Here is an 18,573-nt window from a genome sequence, read left to right as displayed (position 1 = left end):
CACTTAGCTGCTTCTATAGAACTTTATCAATGGTGTATAAAAAAAACGCCAAGCAAAAGCTCAGCGTTTTCAATATCTTAAGGCTTAAATCTTAATCCTACTTGATAAATTCTACTTTTTGCGCTTCTTCTACATTAACACTGTCAAAGAAACCTTGCTCGTTCATCCACTCATCACTAAATACTTTGCTCATATAACGAGAACCGTGGTCCGGGAAGATAGCAATAACATTACTGTTTTCGTTAAATTCACCTTCTTCAGCATATTGTCTGATGGCTTGCATCACCGCTCCGGAAGTATAACCCACAAACAACCCTTCTTTCTTGGCAATCTCACGGGTAGTGTGTGCACTTTCTTCGTCGGTCACTTTCATAAAGTGGTCTATCGAATCAAAATCGGTAGCCGTCGGTATCAGGTTTTTTCCTAAACCTTCAATGCGGTACGGATAAATTTCGTTGGCATCAAACTCTTTGGTTTCGTGGTATTTTTTCAATACTGAACCAAAAGCGTCAACGCCTAAAATTCGGATATTCGGATTTTTTTCTTTTAAAAATTTAGCTGCTCCGGAAATGGTTCCGCCTGTTCCGCTACAAGCCACTAAATGGGTGATTTTTCCATTCGTTTGTTCCCAAATTTCAGGACCGGTAGTTTTATAATGTGCATCAATATTCAATTGATTGAAATACTGATTAATGTAAACCGAACCTTTGGTTTCTTCGTGCAAACGCTTGGCTACATTGTAGTAAGAACGCTCATCATCAGCAGAAACATGAGCCGGACAAACATATACCTTAGCACCCAAACTGCGCAACATGTCTATTTTATCTTTAGACGATTTTGAGCTTACAGCTAAAATACAGCTGTATCCTTTAATGATGCTCACCATAGCCAAACTAAAACCGGTATTACCTGAAGTAGTTTCGATAATGGTATCGCCGGGAGTTAAAATCCCTTGTCTCTCAGCTTCTTCAATAATATATAATGCAATTCTGTCTTTAGTGGAGTGTCCAGGGTTGAAAGCTTCAACCTTAGCGTAGAAATTTCCCGGTAAAGATTCTGTGATTCTGTTAAGTTTAATTAACGGTGTATTCCCTATTAAACTCAGTACATTATCGTAAGCTTTTATATCTTCTTTCATAAAATAAATTAGTCAAGGCGTAGTTATGAAGCCATTTTTACAGACTTCCAAACGTTGCAAATTTAATAAAATATTTTAAACTATCTTTTTATTCCTTCTAAATCTAATAAAAAACTGTATTCTTTGGCGATTTCCTTAATGGCTTCAAACCTTCCCGAAGCACCGCCATGTCCCGCATCCATGTTGGTATCTAAGTACAATTGATTGTCGTCTGTTTTCAACACTCTGAGCTTGGCCACCCATTTGGCCGGCTCCCAATATTGCACTTGGGAATCGTGTAAACCCGTTGACACATACATATGCGGATACGCCTGAGCCGTAACATTGTCATATGGCGAATATGATAACATATAATTGTAATACTTTTTCACATTCGGATTACCCCATTCGTCATATTCACCGGTGGTGAGCGGGATACTGTCGTCCAACATGGTTGTTACCACATCTACAAAAGGTACTTGTGCTATGACTCCGTTGTACAACGATGGTGCCATGTTAATGATTGCGCCCATTAAAAGACCACCCGCCGAACCACCTTCTGCATACAAATGCTGGCTTGAAGTATAATGTTGCGCAATCAAAAATTTCGAACAATCGATAAAATCCGTAAAGGTGTTTTTCTTTTTCAGCAGTTTGCCGTTTTCGTACCAAGGTCGACCCAAGTCTTCCCCGCCACGAACGTGCGCAATAGCATAAATAAAACCTCTGTCTAATAAACTCAATCGAACGGTTGAAAAATAGCAGTCCATAGTTACACCATACGAACCGTAAGCATACAACAAAGTTGGATTGTTTCCGTTTTTCTGCAATCCTTTGCGATATACCATTGAAATAGGCACTTGCGTTCCGTCTTGTGCGGTAGCCCAAACGCGTTCTTCTGTGTAATTGTTTTTATCAAAAGTACCGCCTACAACTTCTTGTTCTTTCAAAACCGTTTTGGCTTTTGTTCGCATGTTAAAGTCAATTACAGACGAAGGTGTTGCCAAAGATTGGAATGCATAACGCAATATTTCCGTATCAAAATCTAAATTGGTAGTTGTGTAAGCCGTAAAGGTTTCGCTGTCAAACGGCAAATAGTAATCTCCTTTCCCATTCCACGGCATAATTCGAATTTGATTCAGCCCATTATAACGTTCAGTAACCACCAAATAGTCTTTAAAAATATCAATATCTTCTAATAAAACATCCTCGCGGTGCGGAATCACATCAACCCAATTTTCTTTCCCTGTTGCGTTTTCCGACGTTTTCATTAATTTGAAGTTGGTGGCTTTGTCTTTATTGGTAACGATGTAAAAATGATCTCCGAAATGTGACATCGAATACTCCAAACCACGAGTTCGTTTTTGGAAAACCGTAAATTTAGCATTCGGTGTAGCCGACAATACCATGCGATATTCCGTGGTCATGGTACTATTAGAATTGATAATGATGTATTTTTTCGATTTGGATTTATAAACCGAAACATCAAAGGTTTCATCTTTTTCAAAGAAAACCAATTTGTCTTTATCGGGAGTTGTCCCTAGTTTGTGCTTGTAAATTTTATCGGGACGCAGTGTTTGCTCGTCTTTGCGCGAATAAAATAAGGTTTGGTTGTCACTCGCCCAGGTCGCGCCTCCGGTAGTGTTTTCTATTTTAACCGGTAGTATTTCTCCGGTTTTCAGATTCTTAATTTGTATGGTGTATTGTCTTCTGGAAACGGTATCGATACCAAAACTGGCCCAAACATTATCTTCACTAACACTCAAACCTGCCAAGTTAAAATAAGCATGTCCTTTGGCCATTTCGTTACAGTCAAATATGATTTCCTCGGGCGCTTCCAAACTGCCTTTTTTTCGGGAATGGATTGGGTAATCCTTCCCTTTTTCAAAACGAGTAATGTAATAATAGCCATTATAAAAATACGGCACCGATTCATCATCTTCCTTGATTCGGGCTTTCATTTCCTCAAACAAACTGTTTTGAAAATCTTTGGTATGGGCAGTTGATTTTTGGTAGTATTCGTTTTCCGCATTCAAATACGCAATAACTTCCGGATTCTCTCTTTCATTTAGCCAATAGTAATTATCGGTTCTACAATGGCCGTGCTTTTCGAGTACTTTAGGAAGTATTTTCGCTTTAGGCGGCTGTATGGATTTTGACATTAGTATCTTAAAATTATAATCAACAAAAATAAGTATTATGCCTGCATAACTTTAACAAAACTTCGGAAGTTATGCACTTAGAAATTAACAGTATTGCTTACCTTAGCACTTTAATTTAAATGACTACTTATGTTTGGAGACATGATGAACATGATGGGTAAACTTAAAGAAACCCAACAAAAAATTGAAGCCACTAAACAACGTTTAGACAGCGTATTGATAGATGAAAAAAGTAATGATAACTTATTGAATGTCACTATTACCGCTAATCGTAAAATCCGCTCTATTAGTATAGATGATAGTCTGTTGGAAGATAAAGAACAATTGGAAGATTACCTGATTTTAGTCTTGAACAAAGCTATTGAAAAGGCTACCAATGTCAACGAAGCCGAACTCGCCGCGGTTGCTAAAGAGGGCATGCCGAATATTCCGGGTATGGATTTATTTAAATAATTATAAAACCTATTATCTACCTGTAGAGTAACCTGAAAAGAAATGTTTTATTTCGAGGCTACAGGTGGGTTTACTCCGGTAATTACAATAGCGATATGGATTTATACACTTGGGCAAATAATTCCAGCCTTAGAAACTGACTTTGCCCAAATTTTCCAACACATATTCGTGTAAAACTTGTTTGTAATCAAGGTGCGTTACCATGCGTAATTTGCCTTGTCCCATGGAACTGATTAGAATGCCTTTAGCTTTTAAGGTGTCGATGACTTGCTTCTCGGTCAGCGGTTTTTTGACTTCAAAAATCACGATATTGGTTTCTGTTGGAGCCACAGCGGCAACCCAAGGTAATTGTTGCAATAGTTGCCCTAGCTCCTTGGCTCTTCGATGATCGTCTTCCAAGCGGTTGATGTTATTTTGTAGCGCGTAAATACCAGCCGCGGCTAAATAACCCGATTGGCGCATATTCCCACCAAATATTTTTCGAATACGCAAAGCTTTGTGCATGGTTTCGGCATCAGACACTAAGACTGAACCTATAGGTGCACCTAAGCCTTTGGAGAAGCAAACCGAAATGGTGTCAAACAAAACACCGTATTGTTTCGGATGCTGTTTTTTGGCGACTAAAGCATTCCACAAACGCGCGCCGTCTAAATGGTATTTGAGATTGTTGTCAACACAAACTTGCTTGATTTTTTGCAATTCGGCTATGTCATAGCAAGCGCCGCCTCCTTTGTTGGTGGTATTTTCTATACTGACCATTTTAGTTAAAGGCGCGTGGTAAAATTCGGGGTCATTAATCCCTGAGGCGACTTGCTCAGCCGTAATCATACCACGGTTACCATCGAGTAGATTGAAATTCACACCACTATTAAAAGAAGCGCCACCGGCTTCATACAAATGGATGTGGGACCATTTATCGCAAATGATTTGATCGCCGGGATTGGTATTTAATTTAATGGCCGTTTGGTTAGCCATGGTTCCGGATGGGAAAAACAAAGCGGCTTCCATCCCGAACAAATCGGCTACCATTTTCTCAAAGGCGTTTACCGTTGGATCTTGTTTGAACACGTCGTCACCTACTTTGGCGTTGAACATGGCTTGCAGCATTTCGGGTGAAGGTTTAGTAACGGTATCGCTGATTAAATTTATTTCCATATGAAAGTCAGATAGTCTATTTTTGCAGTTAAGCTTAGCCCCGATAGCAGTGGAAATCCTTTTTATTGTTTGGTAAAACCCTTCGACTGCGCTCAGGGTGACAACAATAAAAAGATTGCAACGGATAGCGGGAAACAGCTTCTAAAATTTAAAACACAAAACTACATTATTTATGACAAATACCGAACAAATAAAAGGTATTGTAGAACGCCTTGGTGCGTTGAGGAGGTATCTTTGACATTGATGCCAAGCTGATTGAAATTACCAACGAAGAGGAAAAAACTTTTGCGCCCGACTTTTGGAACAACGCCAAAGAGGCCGAAATTATAGTTAAGAACCTGCGCTCTAAGAAAAAATGGGTGGAAGACTTTAACAAGGCTGAGAGTTTAACAGAGGAATTGCAAATTACCTACGAGTTTTTTAAAGAAGGTGATGCGACTGAGGAAGAACTTGACCATCAGTTTGAATTGGCCAATAATCATATTGAGAATCTGGAATTCCGCAACATGCTTTCGGACGAAGGTGATAGTTTGAGTGCGGTATTGCAAATTACAGCCGGTGCCGGTGGTACGGAAAGCTGTGATTGGGCTTCGATGTTGATGCGTATGTATTTGATGTGGGCGGAAAACCAAGGCTATAAGGTTAAAGAGCTGAACTTTCAGGAAGGCGATGTGGCCGGTATTAAAACGGTGACTTTGGAAATTGAAGGCGATTTTGCTTTTGGTTACCTAAAAGGCGAAAATGGTGTGCATCGATTGGTACGTATTTCTCCGTTTGACAGTAATGCCAAACGCCATACTTCGTTTGCTTCTGTTTATGTGTATCCGTTAGCCGATGATACGATAGAAATTGAAATTAATCCGGCTGATATAGAAATTATTACGTCTCGTTCGAGCGGCGCCGGAGGACAAAACGTAAACAAGGTAGAAACCAAAGTACAGTTGTTCCACAAGCCAACCGGGATTCAGATTCAGTGTTCGGAAACGCGTTCACAACAAGACAATCGCCAACGCGCAATGCAAATGTTGAAATCGCAGTTGTACGAAATTGAGTTGAAAAAGCGTCAGGAAATGCGCAGCGACATAGAAGCCGGTAAGATGAAAATCGAATGGGGTTCACAAATTCGCAATTACGTAATGCATCCGTATAAATTGGTTAAAGATGTCCGTACCGGTTATGAAACCAGTGATGTTGACGGTGTGATGAACGGGAATTTAGACGAGTTTTTGAAAGCCTATTTGATGATGATGGGACAGAAAGAAGAGTAATTACGAATTAGGAATAAAAAACGTAATTTATAATTCGTAATTCATAATTTAAACCTATATTTGCCACGAGGATTCCGTAAAGGAAGTTACACCTCACCGCATAAGTCGATCGCTCCAGGTCGGCTTTTGTATTTTATAGAAATGACGAAGCCCAAAGCAGCGTACTGTTTTGGGCTTTGTTTTTTTAGAAAGTGGGTTTATAAAACCTCTTTCAAGAAATCTTTGAGGGCTATCCAAGAACGTTTATCGGCCAGCTCATTGTAAGCAGCGCCTTTACTGTTGTCTGTTCCAGCGTCTTTGTGGGTAAAAGCGTGAACGGCGTTCGCATAGAATACCATTTGCCAATCGGCTCCAGAAGCTTTCATTTCACTTTGAAAACCATCAACTTCTTCTTTGGGCACATAAGGATCATCGGCACCGTGAAGCACCAATACTTTAGGATTAATTTTGCCTATAGCTCTGGTAGCTTCTTTTCCTAAACCACCATGAAAAGAAACCACACCCTGAACTTTTAGATTGCCTCTTGCTGCCTCTAAAGCACCGGTTCCACCAAAGCAATATCCCATAACAACAATTTTGTCAGGATTGGCTCCCAACTTTATCAATTGGTCTAAAGCCAATTGAATGCGTCTTTGGTAATCGGCAAAGTTTTGTTTGTAAAAACCGGCATTTTTTCCGGCTTCGGCGGTATTCTTTGGTCGCTTGTCTACGCCGTAAATATCTGCTACAAAAGCGTAGTAACCCAATTTTGCTAATTCGGCAGCACTTTCTTTAGAATGTTCATCGATACCCATCCAGGCCGGTAAGATGAGTACACCCGATTTTTCTTTAAGTTCTTTTTTTGGTTTAATTCCGAAACCAACAAGTTTTTGTTCACTGTCTTTGTAATCTACAGCAACCAATTGAGCGAAACTTCCTGTTGAAATAGACATAATTACAAGAAGAAAAATTGATTTAAATTTCATAGTATATGATTTTGATGGTAAAATTAACCAATCAATACGGGAACAAATGTTAAATATAAATAAAAACAGAAATGGTTTTGGCATCCAATTTCAATATAAAATTCATTGGAGCGTTTTTATCTATAAATATCTTGAGAGATTTGAGCTTACCAATTTTCTCTTGCTGTAAATGCCTAACAGAATTAACAGACCATTATTTTAGAAGAAATTGATCAGTTAAGAAAGTACAGGATTTTTTCCTTTGACTCTTAAATTGAATTTAAAAAACTTACTATGCTGATTAATTCTGATTCTTTTGAAAGAGAGAGACTATTGCTTTTTAAAAACTCTAAAATTTGATTCTCTTTACCCGGAAACATTTTTGCTAGTTCTTTTTTGTTTTTGGGAAACGGAACAATAGCATCGTCCTTTTTTATAAAGAAAGTATCCTTTTGTAATTCGTAATGAGCAGGGATGTCACTTTTATAAGAATTTGTAGCGTATACTTTCTGAGCAAATGTTATTCTTTCTTTTTTGTAAAGAGAAACCTTGGCGTTTTCATTCAGGACTACCAAAAATCCTTTTATATTTTCTTTATTGAAATTGTGTTCTAAAAATTTGTAAAGTTTTTTGTTGTTTACAAAATTGATTTCTAAACTATCCGATTTGACTAAAAAATGAATCTCATCATCTTTTTGAAACTCCATTTCATCTCTGTAGGCATTATATCTCAACAAAAACATACCGTCATAACCCTTCACATTTGCCGGTAAAAAATTCTCAACAAAAAATGGTTTTCCTTCCACTTCAGCATCCTCATTGGCAAAACTTTTAGTTAGGTCGAGTCTTTGTTTGCCATAAATAACAGAAAATCCTGAACCTACTCGTTGCTGAGAAAACATCGAAAGATTAGAAAGTAAAACAAGCGATAAAAAAAAGATTTTTTTCATATTTTAATAAAATTTAAAGAAAGATAAAAATGCTTGACAAAAATAAAAAAAATAATTAAATTCTTATCTTTTTAAATTCCTATTTCAACTTGAAAGCGCACATACCAATTATTTTTGGCACTACCATCAAAGTATTTAAGCGTATCATAGTTAACTTCTGCTTGTAATTTAAACGCGTGCTCCCAAATGTATTTGGTCACTCCTATAGAATACTCTCTTGTATCCGGTGCTAAAGCAGCAATGTCTTTCCCTACGTTTTGAACTGAATATCTTGCTATGAACTCGAAATTCGATTTAGTGTTATAACTGGCTTGGTAATCAAATCCGTTACCCACAAAAACATAGTTACTTTGAGTGGCATCTGTCGGATTGATGGTTACAGCATTCTCGTTGGTAGTTCTTGACATATAACTCATCATAGCCGCCCAACCATTGTATTTGAACATAGCGTCTAACAAAACCGACTTCATGGTTCGCTTTTCAAATAAATCATTTCCCAATTGCCCTTGTGTTCTTCGAGCATTATTGTTTTGTTGGAAAGCCCCTGAAAGTAATAATTTAGGCTTCTTTTCACGCAAAATATCACCTTCAAAATTGGTTCCGTCTTTGGCAAAAGCCCCAAAAGGAAATAGCTCTACTTTTCCGGTAACAGCCACTCCATCATCGGCTTTTCCGGTTTGATTTCGACCTTCACCTCCTGAAAGCGCGGCTTTGAAGTTGTAGGAGAACCTATCTCTGAATTCATTCAGATTGTGTACTTGAAAACCAAAATCGCGATCGATGGTAAATTTAGCGTTGTTGATGGTTCTGTCGGTCAACTGCAATCCTCCTGATGAGTTAACACGCTGGCGGTTTCCGGGTAATTTGGTTTGTCCGAAACTGATGTTCCAATTTTTATTCGGACGGTAAAAAATAACCGCATCACGAATAATATTGATGTTTTCTCCATCTTTTACTTCACCAACATCGCCCGGTGCAAAGGAAAGTTGAATAGCGTATAGGAATTTTGGATTCCCAACATAACCGTCAAATCGCAAACGCAAACGACGCACTTGACCGTCGTAGGCAGGATCTTTTCCTTCTTCATCGGAATACGTGGCTCGGTTTTGCATTCGAAAACGGATATTCAGTTGAAAAATACTATCCGGAGAAGTCATTCCGATTCCTTTACCGAAACTGTAATATGGTAAAGCGGACAACTTTACATCGTTGTCATGCTTGGTTTGCTCAATGCTAATTTGTGCTGTCATTGAAATTGATACCAAAAAGGTAGCAATTAAGATTATTTTCTTCATTTTGGTTAGTGTTGTGTTGTCTGTGAAATCCTCTTTTACTTTTACTTAATAGTAAAAGTACAATTTATTAACATTAAAAGGCTAGCTATAAAAAAAGCCAACCTTAACAGTCGGCTTTAGTAAAATTATACTTTTAGATAAATATTTTCAAGAGATAGTATATTAAGGCGGCTAGAACCGCTGAAACAGGAATGGTTAAAATCCAAGCCCATAAAAGCTTAACGGTTACTCCCCAACGAACGGCAGAAACCCTTTTAGTCACTCCTACTCCAATGATGGAACCGGTAATGGTATGTGTGGTTGATACCGGAATTTTGAAATGTTCTGTAGAAAACAAGGTCAATGCACCGGCTGATTCAGCTACTACACCTTCAAAAGCGGTTACTTTGGTGATTTTGGAGCCCATGGTTTTTACAATTTTCCAGCCACCACTCAAGGTTCCTAATGCAATTACGGTATAACATGTTAACGGAATCCAACCCGGCATAACACCATCAACTTTAACACCATCAACTTCATGAGGTAAAACTACATTTAAATCCAACCACCCAGAGGACAAATCAATATTGGGATTGGCTTTGATATACACCGCTACCGCAGCAGCAATAATACCCATTACTTTTTGCGAATCATTACCACCGTGCCCCAAACTAAAGGCTGCAGAAGAAAGTAATTGCATTTTTTTCAATACCGTTTCTGCTTTGGCAGTAGAAAAACTGCTAAACAATAAATTGAACACCGCCAAACTGTAGAATATAATAGCAACTAAAAACCATTTGATATTATGAGGCTCTGTTATAACACTCCAAAACTCACTTTCAAATCTTGGTTTTTTAATATCTTCGTAAGGCACCATAACTGAGTATAAAAACCAACCCATCAAGAACATTAATACAACAGTTAGCACTTTTGGCCATATATTCTTTTTAGAAGAGTACATCAACCAAAGTGAAATAAAATAGGAAATTAACATACCCAGTAACGGAGCAAATACAATAAATAAGATTACTATGAATACTCCTGAAGGCAATAATTCTCCTTCTTTGGCCTCTTTCAACCAATTGACAATTTTAAAACCGGCGTGTTCAGGATCAGTAACATCTCGGAAACCATGTGCTATGGCCGCTCCAGCAAATCCACCGATTAAAGTATGCGATGAAGAAGACGGAATTCCTTTCCACCAAGTCACTAAGTTCCAAATGATAGCAGCTATGACTCCGGCTAAAATTACCGTTAAATCAATACTACTGGTATGTGCCGTTTTGGCAACGGTATCGGCAACACCAAAACCAAAAACCCAGTAGGCTAAAAAGTTAAAGAGAGCTGCCCAAAATACAGCCTGAAAAGGAGTCAATACTTTGGTCGCAACTATCGTAGCGATAGAGTTAGCTGCATCGTGAAAACCATTGATGTAGTCAAATACTAAAGCCAAAAAAATGATGACTAATAACAGTGTAAAATCCATAAAAGTTGATTTAGATTAAACTATTTATGAATGTTTTACTGAAATTTGCTCCATTACATTGGAAACACTTTTACATTTATCGGAAGCAGATTCCAAAGCAGAAAGTACTTCTTTGTATTTGATAATGTTTTTAACGTCGGTTTCGTTCTCGAAGATATCGGCAACAGCTTTGTCAAAAACCGAATCCGCTTTGCTTTCTAATTTATTTATTTTTTTACAAGTATCCTTGATGGCCTTGTGGTCTTTCATGTCTTTCAATTGCTTAACACCGGCATTAATCAACTGACAAGCTTCTAGGTTAATCTCAGTCAATTTGCGAATTGATTTAGTGATTTTCTCCACTTGGTACAAACGCATTCTGCTGGCTGCACCATGCATATAATCAGCTACGTTATCAATAGCTTTTACTAGAGCATGAATGTCCTCTCTATCGAATGGTGTGATGAAATTACGACTTAATTCCAAGTGTGTTTTATGAGTAATTTCTTCAATAGTAGCTTCTAACTCCTCAATTTTTCTGAAATAATCCTCACGCTCTGCTTTAGGAGCATTTACTGCTTCATGCAACGTTTCTGCTAAGATCACTAAATTTGATGTGGCTTGTTCAAAAAGAGGAAAGAATTTTTTATCTTTTGGAACTAAAAACTGGAAAATGTTGTTGATAGACATAGTGTTTAAATTTGATGCAAATGTATTACTCTAATGTTAAGTGAATATTAAATATGAAAACCGTAATCGAACTAAAATTTACAATTTGTTAACATGAAATTAGCATGGTCAATTATACATCTGATTTCAGTTATTGAAAACGTTTTCGTAGCTTAGCAACCAAATCACACAACCGTAATATACCCTACAAATTTATGGACCTTACCTTCAATAAAAACGAAGATCATAACAAACTTTTACTATCTGAATTAAAACAACGATTGGCCAAAGTAAAATTGGGCGGTGGCGAAAAGCGCATTGAAAAATTGCATGCAGAAGGAAAAATGACCGCACGCGAACGCATTGATTATTTATTGGATGACAAAGCCAAAAGTATCGAAATCGGCGCTTTTGTAGGTGACGGCATGTACGCCGAACACGGCGGTTGTCCTTCCGGTGGTGTGGTGGTAAAAATGGGCTACATCAAAGGAAAACAATGTATCGTTGTAGCCAATGATGCTACGGTAAAAGCCGGCGCTTGGTTCCCAATAACGGCTAAAAAGAATTTGCGTGCACAAGAAATCGCCATAGAAAATCGTTTGCCAATCATTTATTTAGTAGATTCTGCCGGAGTGTATTTACCCATGCAAGACGAAATTTTCCCGGATAAAGAACACTTTGGACGCATTTTCAGAAACAATGCGATTATGAGCAGTATGGGCATTACTCAAATTGCGGCAGTAATGGGCAGTTGTGTGGCCGGTGGTGCTTATCTTCCGATTATGAGTGATGAAGCGATGATAGTGGATAAAACCGGTAGTATTTTCTTAGCCGGAAGTTATTTGGTAAAAGCTGCTATTGGAGAAAACATCGATAATGAAACCCTCGGCGGTGCCACAACGCATTGTGAAATTTCGGGGGTAACCGATTATAAAGCCAAGGACGATAAAGATGCATTGGACCGTATTAAAAGTATCGTCGGGAAAATCGGCGATTATGAAAAAGCTGGCTTTAACAGAGAAAAATCTCAGAAACCGGCTTTAGATGAAAAAGACATCTACGGTATCTTACCCAAATCCAGAGCGGAACAATACGATATGCTGGAAATCATCAAGCGTTTGGTAGACAATTCTGAAATGGACATGTACAAACCCGACTACGGTAAATCCATTATTACTTGCTATGCCCGAATTGACGGCTGGGCTGTCGGTATAGTGGCCAACCAACGAACCGTTTCTAAAACCAAAAAAGGTGAAATTCAATTCGGAGGTGTCATTTATTCAGATTCGGCCGATAAGGCCACGCGCTTCATAGCCAATTGTAATCAAAAGAAAATCCCATTGGTTTTCTTGCAGGACGTAACCGGATTTATGGTTGGTTCCAAAAGTGAACACGGCGGAATTATTAAAGACGGAGCGAAAATGGTCAATGCCGTTTCCAATTCAGTCGTTCCAAAGTTTACTGTGGTAGTCGGTAACTCCTACGGCGCCGGAAACTATGCTATGTGTGGTAAAGCCTACGATCCGCGATTGATTTTTGCCTGGCCAAGTGCTGAGTTGGCTGTAATGGGCGGAACCCAAGCCGCTAAAGTATTGGCCCAAATTGAAGCTTCTTCCCTAAAAGCCAAAGGCGAGACCGTTGACGAAAAAACCGAACAAGCGTTGTTTGACAAAATCAAAGCACGTTACGATGCGCAAGTATCTCCTTATTACGCTGCGGCAAGATTATGGACCGATGCGATTGTCGATCCTTTAGAAACCAGAGCTTGGATTTCAATGGGAATAGAAGCAGCCAATCACGCACCAATTGAAAAGCCGTTTAATTTGGGCGTGATACAAGTATAAAAAAATTGTCTACTGTATAATGAAACAACTTTTGCTTCTATTTTTATTGAACTTCAATTTAAATCTGATTGCTCAAACGGATGATTTTTCGGGGACTTATGTATTTTACAATAAGTCACTTAAAGGTGAAATTGTTGATTACAAAATCCAATTAAATGAAGATCAAACATTTATTTTTACGAGCTATGTCTATAATGGCACGAATGAATACCGCTCTAACGGCAAAGGCACTTGGAAAGTAGAAAATAAGATCATAAAATTCACTACCGAGCCAGCGGATATCAACAAAGAATACACTTTAAATTTCACCGGAACAACCGCCAGAGTTATCAAAAAATCGCCTCGTGATACATCTGACAAAGTGGTGCCGACAGCGCTTCAATTTTACAAATCCGAAATTCGAACTATTGAAAATCTAAAACTTTTGTTGAAAGAATAGTTTTGATCAAAATTCATATCAACATACTATCTTTCTTTTTGACGCTACTAATTTTTGTTGTTGTGTCAACCCTGTTAAGTTGGATATTTTTTGTTGAAGACAGCTATTGTATCGAATACAGATTCGAAGGATTATCATGGTTTTTGGATTTCTTTTTTGATGGTTATCACTACGAGGCAAATCTTTTCTATTTTGCACTTATCTTTGTATTGAGTTTTTATCTCTCAAAATCAGTTATCAGATACTTGATAAAACCCAAAATATTAAGATAGCAATAATGTCTTCCAAACTTTTTCAACCTTTCCAACAAGACATTTCAGGTATTACCCTACCGGAAAAATTCACTTTTCCGTTTTACTACGAACCGCATGAGCTGAGTAAAATAGCCGCTAAAGCACTGCAAGACTATCTCGAAACCCAAACCGATTTCGAACATAACTTCGGCTTGAATGATACACAAGACGGTTTGGCCATAGGCAAAATGTTCGGCGTTTTAGTAGTAGAAAATACAGAAGGTCAACTGGGTTATCTTTGGGCGTTCTCTGGTAAACTGGCAGAGCGCAATCACCACCCGTTTTTTGTAACAACAGTGTTTGACATGTTGGAAGAAAATAGTTTTTTCAAGCAAGAAGAAGTTATCTTAAACAATTACAATAAAAAAATTGAACTACTTGAAAATGATGAGTCTTACCTAAAAGCAATTCAAGTATTAGGCGAAACAAAAATCCAAGCCGAAAAAGAAATTCAGGAGCAGAAAGAAGCCATTAAAATCGGCAAAAAACGCAGAGCAGCACTTCGTCAAAACAATCCGGAAGCCGATGCAGCGCAACTCAACAAAGAAAGTCAGGAAGCAGGCATCTTACTCAAAAAAATGACGGTATATTGGAATCACCACATCAACGCTGCCGACGAAGCTGTGGCTAAGTTTACTGCGACAATCAACCAACTCAAAGAAGAACGCCGTCAAAAATCGGCGCAACTCCAACAGCAACTTTTCGAACAATACGCCTTTCTCAATCAGTACCAAGAACTGAAAAGCTTAGGAGCAATTTTTAATGGAAATCCACCGGCCGGAGCAGGAGAATGTGCAGCACCGAAACTCCTACACTACGCTTTTCAACACAACTTAAAACCCATTGCGATGGCTGAGTTTTGGTGGGGCAAATCGCCTAAATCAGAAGTCAGAAAGCACCAACAGTTTTATCCCGCTTGTACCGGTAAATGTGAACCGATTCTAAAACACATGCTTAAAGACATTCCGTTAGAAGACAATCCGTTCAAAACCAATCCGGCAGAAGGGAAAACCTTGCAAATTGTATATGAAGATGACTATTTGGCCGTGGTGAACAAACCCTCCGAATTTTTATCGGTACCTGGAAAAGACATTGCAGATTCGGTTTGGAGTCGCATTAAATCGCTGTATCCCAATGCGAGCGGTCCATTAATCGTACATCGTTTAGACATGTCGACTTCCGGTTTGTTGCTGATTGCTAAATCGGCTACAGTATACAAAAACCTGCAAGCCCAATTCATTCAGAGAAAAGTCAAAAAACGCTATATTGCCCTACTCGATGGCATTCTTAATGAAAGTAAAGGCGAAATCAATTTACCCTTGCGAGTAGATTTAGATAATCGCCCGAATCAAATTGTTTGCTTTGATTATGGAAAACCCGCCAAAACCGAATGGAAAGTGTTGGAACAAAGAGGCAATCAAACTTTGGTCTACTTCTACCCGATAACCGGCAGAACACACCAACTTCGCGTACATGCCGCACACCAATTGGGATTAAACACGCCTATTGTTGGTGATGATTTATACGGAACCAAAGCCAATCGTTTGCATTTACACGCCGAAAGTATTACTTTTAATCATCCTGTCTCAAAAGAATCCCTCACGGTAACTGTGGCAGCTGATTTTTAAATCTCTACTAATGGAGAGTTTACATACTCCTTGAAAATATTTACCCTATGAAAAAATTAATAGGTTTCACCGTTCTATTATTCGGATTCCATTCCTTAACAGCCCAAACATTCACGCGTAAAGACAGTTTGCAAGGCGGATTGCGTCCGGAACGAACCTGCTTCGATGTATTGCGGTATGATTTAAATATCAAAATTGATCCTGCGGAAAAATCAATTCTGGGCTACAACGACATTACTTTCAAACCGATTGAAAATGCTACCACAATTCAAATCGATTTATTCGAAAATATGAAGGTGGACAGTATTGTGTATCGCCAAAAAAAGCTGAGTTACGTGAGAGAATTCCATGCGGTTTTCATCAACTTTCCAACCCCATTATTGAAAGAGATGCCGGAACAAACCATCCGATTTTACTATTCTGGAAAACCAACCATTGCCCGAAATGCACCTTGGGACGGCGGATTTGTTTTCAAACAAGATGCTAATGGCAAAGATTGGATTGGCGTTGCTGTTCAGGGAACCGGAGCCAGCTTGTGGTATCCGGTAAAAGACACCCAATCCGATGAACCGGATAAAGGAGTGAGTATCAAAGTCGCAGTGCCTAACGGACTGATGAATGTTTCCAACGGTCGTTTTACAGGCTATGAAGATTTAAAAAACGGTTACACACGTTGGGATTGGGAAGTCAGAAACCCTATCAATACATACAACATTACAGTTAACATAGGTGATTATGTAAAGCTTAATGAAAACTACAAAGGCTTAGACTTGGATTACTATGTTTTACGAGAAAATGAAGCAAAAGCCAAAGTACATTTTGAGGAAGTCAAACCGATGATGGATTGCTTTCAAAGTAAATTCGGAGAATATCCTTTTAAAAGCGACGGATACAAATTAGTTGAAACACCTTATTTAGGTATGGAACACCAAAGTGCTGTGGCCTACGGAAATAAATACTTAAAAGGCTATTTAGGAAGAGATTTATCCGGCACGGGTGTAGGCTTGACCTTCGACTTTATTATTATCCACGAAACCGGCCATGAATGGTTCGGTAATAGTATTACTTCTAAAGACATCGCCGATATGTGGATACATGAAGGTTTTACCCAATACTCTGAAATTATCTATGTGGAATGCCAACAAGGTTATGAAAAAGCTATGACATATGCCAATGGATTGAAAGTTAATGTAAAAAACGACAAACCAATCATCGGGAACTATGGTGTAAACAGCGAAGGTTCGGGTGATATGTATCCCAAAGGAGCTTTGCTTTTAAATACATTGCGTCACGTGATTAATGACGATGTCAAATGGTGGAAAATACTATTGAAATATTCCAATACCTTCAAACATCAAATTATAGATACAGCAACCGTTATCGCTTATTTTAACAAAGAAAGTGGTATGAACTTAACGCCGATTTTTAATCATTATTTACAGAAGACGACCATTCCGAAACTGGAAACCAGAATTGTCGGAGGCAAACTGGAAACCAAATGGTCCAATGTAAGTGATGATTTTGCTATGCCGATTGACATTGACTTCCAAAATAAAACAATCAGAGTCCAACCTAAAGCCGTTTGGACTAGCAGTCAAATCAAGATTAAACACTTAAATGAAATCAAAATAGCGGTCAATCATTTTTTTGTGGAATACAACCAAATCTAAAAAAAATTAAAAACATAATCGTATCTCATTAATAATTAGTAAATTAGATTGAATTTTAAACTTATTTATTATGGATACTTCAGTAAAAGGTTTGAACAAATGGGCCAATGCTCATTCTACCATTTGGTTTGACGCTTTCCGCATTTTATTGGGAGCGTTTTTATTCTACAAAGGCACTTACTTCATTGGGAATAACAGAGAATTTGAAGATTTAATAGCACCTGCCAGTAACTTTTTGGGAGGCATGTTTGCATTCCACTATGTAGCATCAGCACACATTATGGGTGGCGTTATGATAATATTCGGCTTACTGACGCGTTGGGCTTTGATTGCCCAATTGCCGATTCTTGTAGGAGCTTTACTGATTAATTTTTTAGGTGAAATGAACGGATTAAATCTTTTGCTTTCAGTTGTTACCTTGGGATTAAGCATGTTTTACACGGTTTACGGCAGCGGCAAACATTCGGCAGATTACTACTTTAAAATGCAAAAATAACTGGAAGACTTCAATAATAAAAAACGCACCGGATAGTGCGTTTTTTATTATTGAAGTGATTCTTTTCGCATAATCTTACCCGTGGGGGTTTCTTTGAATTTAGGAACAAAAAGAACCTCTTTCGGTTTTTCGTATTTATCTAAGGCTTTGTAAACGTCATCGGCCAAATCAAAAGCTTCGCCTTCAATGACCAAGATTACTTTTTCTCCCAATTCCGCATCAGGTTTAGAAGCAATGAAAAAACGTTGTGTCAGTTGTTGAGCCAACTTCTCCTCTATTTGTTCCGGAATCAATTTGATGCCGCCACTGTTGATTACGTTATCCACTCTTCCCATGAAGATAAACTGATTTTCATCAAGCAATTCCACCAAATCGTTAGTCACAATAACATCATCGGAGATGCGAGGAGCGTGAATAACCAAACAGTTTCTGTCGTCGTAAGAAATAGTTACTCCGGGTAAAACAGTGAAAGCTTTTTCGCCCAACTTTCGAGCAGCTATGTGAGTAATCGTTTCAGTCATACCATAGGTCTCGTATACCTGAGTCGGTAATTTCAACAATTCCTTTTCCAAATTTTTATTAATTGCCGCACCGCCGACTATCATTTTTTTGACTCTTTTCAGTTCGGATAATGAATTTTGAGCTTGCAACGGAACCATTGCTACGAAATCGAAATCCATATCAACGTGATCCAAAGGATGCGAACTTGGCGCTACAAATTCTAAATCCAATCCCAAAATCATGGC

Annotated in this window: 16 protein-coding genes; 7 read left to right on the top strand and 9 right to left on the bottom strand. The window is 38.4% G+C overall.

The features are described from left to right. Positions 1 to 97: 97 nt before the first annotated feature. On the bottom strand, positions 98 to 1,138 hold the full coding sequence (locus Q0M21_RS05985) for a PLP-dependent cysteine synthase family protein (RefSeq protein ID WP_295335657.1): 1,041 nt from the start codon (positions 1,136 to 1,138) through the stop codon (positions 98 to 100). An 80-nt stretch (positions 1,139 to 1,218) separates the two neighbouring features. After that, positions 1,219 to 3,279 (bottom strand): S9 family peptidase, encoded by a 2,061-nt coding sequence (locus Q0M21_RS05980; RefSeq protein WP_295335654.1) that lies wholly within the window; start codon positions 3,277 to 3,279, stop codon positions 1,219 to 1,221. A 129-nt stretch (positions 3,280 to 3,408) separates the two neighbouring features. On the opposite strand from Q0M21_RS05980, the gene Q0M21_RS05975 reads away from it, so the two are divergent. Next, positions 3,409 to 3,732, top strand: a complete 324-nt coding sequence (locus Q0M21_RS05975) for a YbaB/EbfC family nucleoid-associated protein (RefSeq protein ID WP_295335652.1) — start codon at positions 3,409 to 3,411, stop codon at positions 3,730 to 3,732. A gap of 129 nt (positions 3,733 to 3,861) precedes the next feature. Here Q0M21_RS05975 and Q0M21_RS05970 read toward each other — a convergent pair whose 3' ends face one another. Then, positions 3,862 to 4,887, bottom strand: a complete 1,026-nt coding sequence (locus Q0M21_RS05970; protein ID WP_295335649.1) for a low specificity L-threonine aldolase — start codon at positions 4,885 to 4,887, stop codon at positions 3,862 to 3,864. Between the two features lie 172 nt (positions 4,888 to 5,059). Between Q0M21_RS05970 and prfB the strand changes: the two genes are divergently transcribed. Further along, positions 5,060 to 6,155 (top strand): peptide chain release factor 2 gene (gene prfB, locus Q0M21_RS05965; RefSeq protein ID WP_295335647.1). Its coding sequence is split into 2 segments (ribosomal slippage): positions 5,060 to 5,122 and positions 5,124 to 6,155, totalling 1,095 coding nucleotides; the frame shifts between segments, so codons are not numbered across the junction. 197 nt (positions 6,156 to 6,352) lie between these two features. On the opposite strand, the gene Q0M21_RS05960 is transcribed toward prfB, so the two are convergent. The 5 genes from Q0M21_RS05960 to Q0M21_RS05940 all read right to left on the bottom strand — a co-directional run bounded on the left by Q0M21_RS05960 (position 6,353) and on the right by Q0M21_RS05940 (position 11,478). Then, positions 6,353 to 7,120, bottom strand: coding sequence for a dienelactone hydrolase family protein (locus tag Q0M21_RS05960; RefSeq protein ID WP_295335645.1), 768 nt, complete (start codon positions 7,118 to 7,120; stop codon positions 6,353 to 6,355). A 248-nt stretch (positions 7,121 to 7,368) separates the two neighbouring features. Then, positions 7,369 to 8,049, bottom strand: coding sequence for a hypothetical protein (locus Q0M21_RS05955; protein WP_295335642.1), 681 nt, complete (start codon positions 8,047 to 8,049; stop codon positions 7,369 to 7,371). 71 nt (positions 8,050 to 8,120) lie between these two features. Then, on the bottom strand, positions 8,121 to 9,344 hold the full coding sequence (locus Q0M21_RS05950; RefSeq protein WP_295335639.1) for a porin: 1,224 nt from the start codon (positions 9,342 to 9,344) through the stop codon (positions 8,121 to 8,123). Between the two features lie 133 nt (positions 9,345 to 9,477). Then, positions 9,478 to 10,809, bottom strand: coding sequence for an inorganic phosphate transporter (locus tag Q0M21_RS05945; RefSeq protein ID WP_295335636.1), 1,332 nt, complete (start codon positions 10,807 to 10,809; stop codon positions 9,478 to 9,480). Between the two features lie 24 nt (positions 10,810 to 10,833). Continuing rightward, positions 10,834 to 11,478 (bottom strand): DUF47 domain-containing protein, encoded by a 645-nt coding sequence (locus Q0M21_RS05940; RefSeq protein WP_295335633.1) that lies wholly within the window; start codon positions 11,476 to 11,478, stop codon positions 10,834 to 10,836. Positions 11,479 to 11,672: 194 nt separating this feature from the next. Here Q0M21_RS05940 and Q0M21_RS05935 point away from each other — a divergent pair, with 194 nt between their 5' ends. From Q0M21_RS05935 to Q0M21_RS05915, 5 genes are all read left to right on the top strand, one after another. Further along, positions 11,673 to 13,301, top strand: coding sequence for an acyl-CoA carboxylase subunit beta (locus Q0M21_RS05935; RefSeq protein ID WP_295335631.1), 1,629 nt, complete (start codon positions 11,673 to 11,675; stop codon positions 13,299 to 13,301). A 19-nt stretch (positions 13,302 to 13,320) separates the two neighbouring features. After that, positions 13,321 to 13,740 (top strand): DUF5004 domain-containing protein, encoded by a 420-nt coding sequence (locus Q0M21_RS05930; protein ID WP_295335628.1) that lies wholly within the window; start codon positions 13,321 to 13,323, stop codon positions 13,738 to 13,740. A 277-nt stretch (positions 13,741 to 14,017) separates the two neighbouring features. Further along, on the top strand, positions 14,018 to 15,661 hold the full coding sequence (locus tag Q0M21_RS05925; protein ID WP_295335625.1) for a pseudouridine synthase: 1,644 nt from the start codon (positions 14,018 to 14,020) through the stop codon (positions 15,659 to 15,661). Positions 15,662 to 15,708: 47 nt separating this feature from the next. Then, entirely contained in the window at positions 15,709 to 17,331 is a 1,623-nt protein-coding gene (locus Q0M21_RS05920) for a M1 family metallopeptidase (protein ID WP_295335622.1), read from the top strand. Between the two features lie 70 nt (positions 17,332 to 17,401). Next, the gene (locus tag Q0M21_RS05915) at positions 17,402 to 17,827 is read left to right on the top strand and encodes a DoxX family protein (protein ID WP_295335619.1); all 426 of its coding nucleotides are present in this window, start codon (positions 17,402 to 17,404) and stop codon (positions 17,825 to 17,827) included. A 47-nt stretch (positions 17,828 to 17,874) separates the two neighbouring features. On the opposite strand, the gene Q0M21_RS05910 is transcribed toward Q0M21_RS05915, so the two are convergent. Then, positions 17,875 to 18,573 (bottom strand): O-succinylbenzoic acid--CoA ligase (locus Q0M21_RS05910; RefSeq protein WP_295335616.1); only part of this gene is annotated, 699 nt, incomplete at its 5' end.

Source organism: Flavobacterium sp. (assembly GCF_024710485.1).
Lineage (GTDB): Bacteria > Bacteroidota > Bacteroidia > Flavobacteriales > Flavobacteriaceae > Flavobacterium.
The sequence above is the reverse complement of the archived record's forward strand: the minus strand, read 5'-3'. Positions and strand labels throughout refer to the sequence as shown.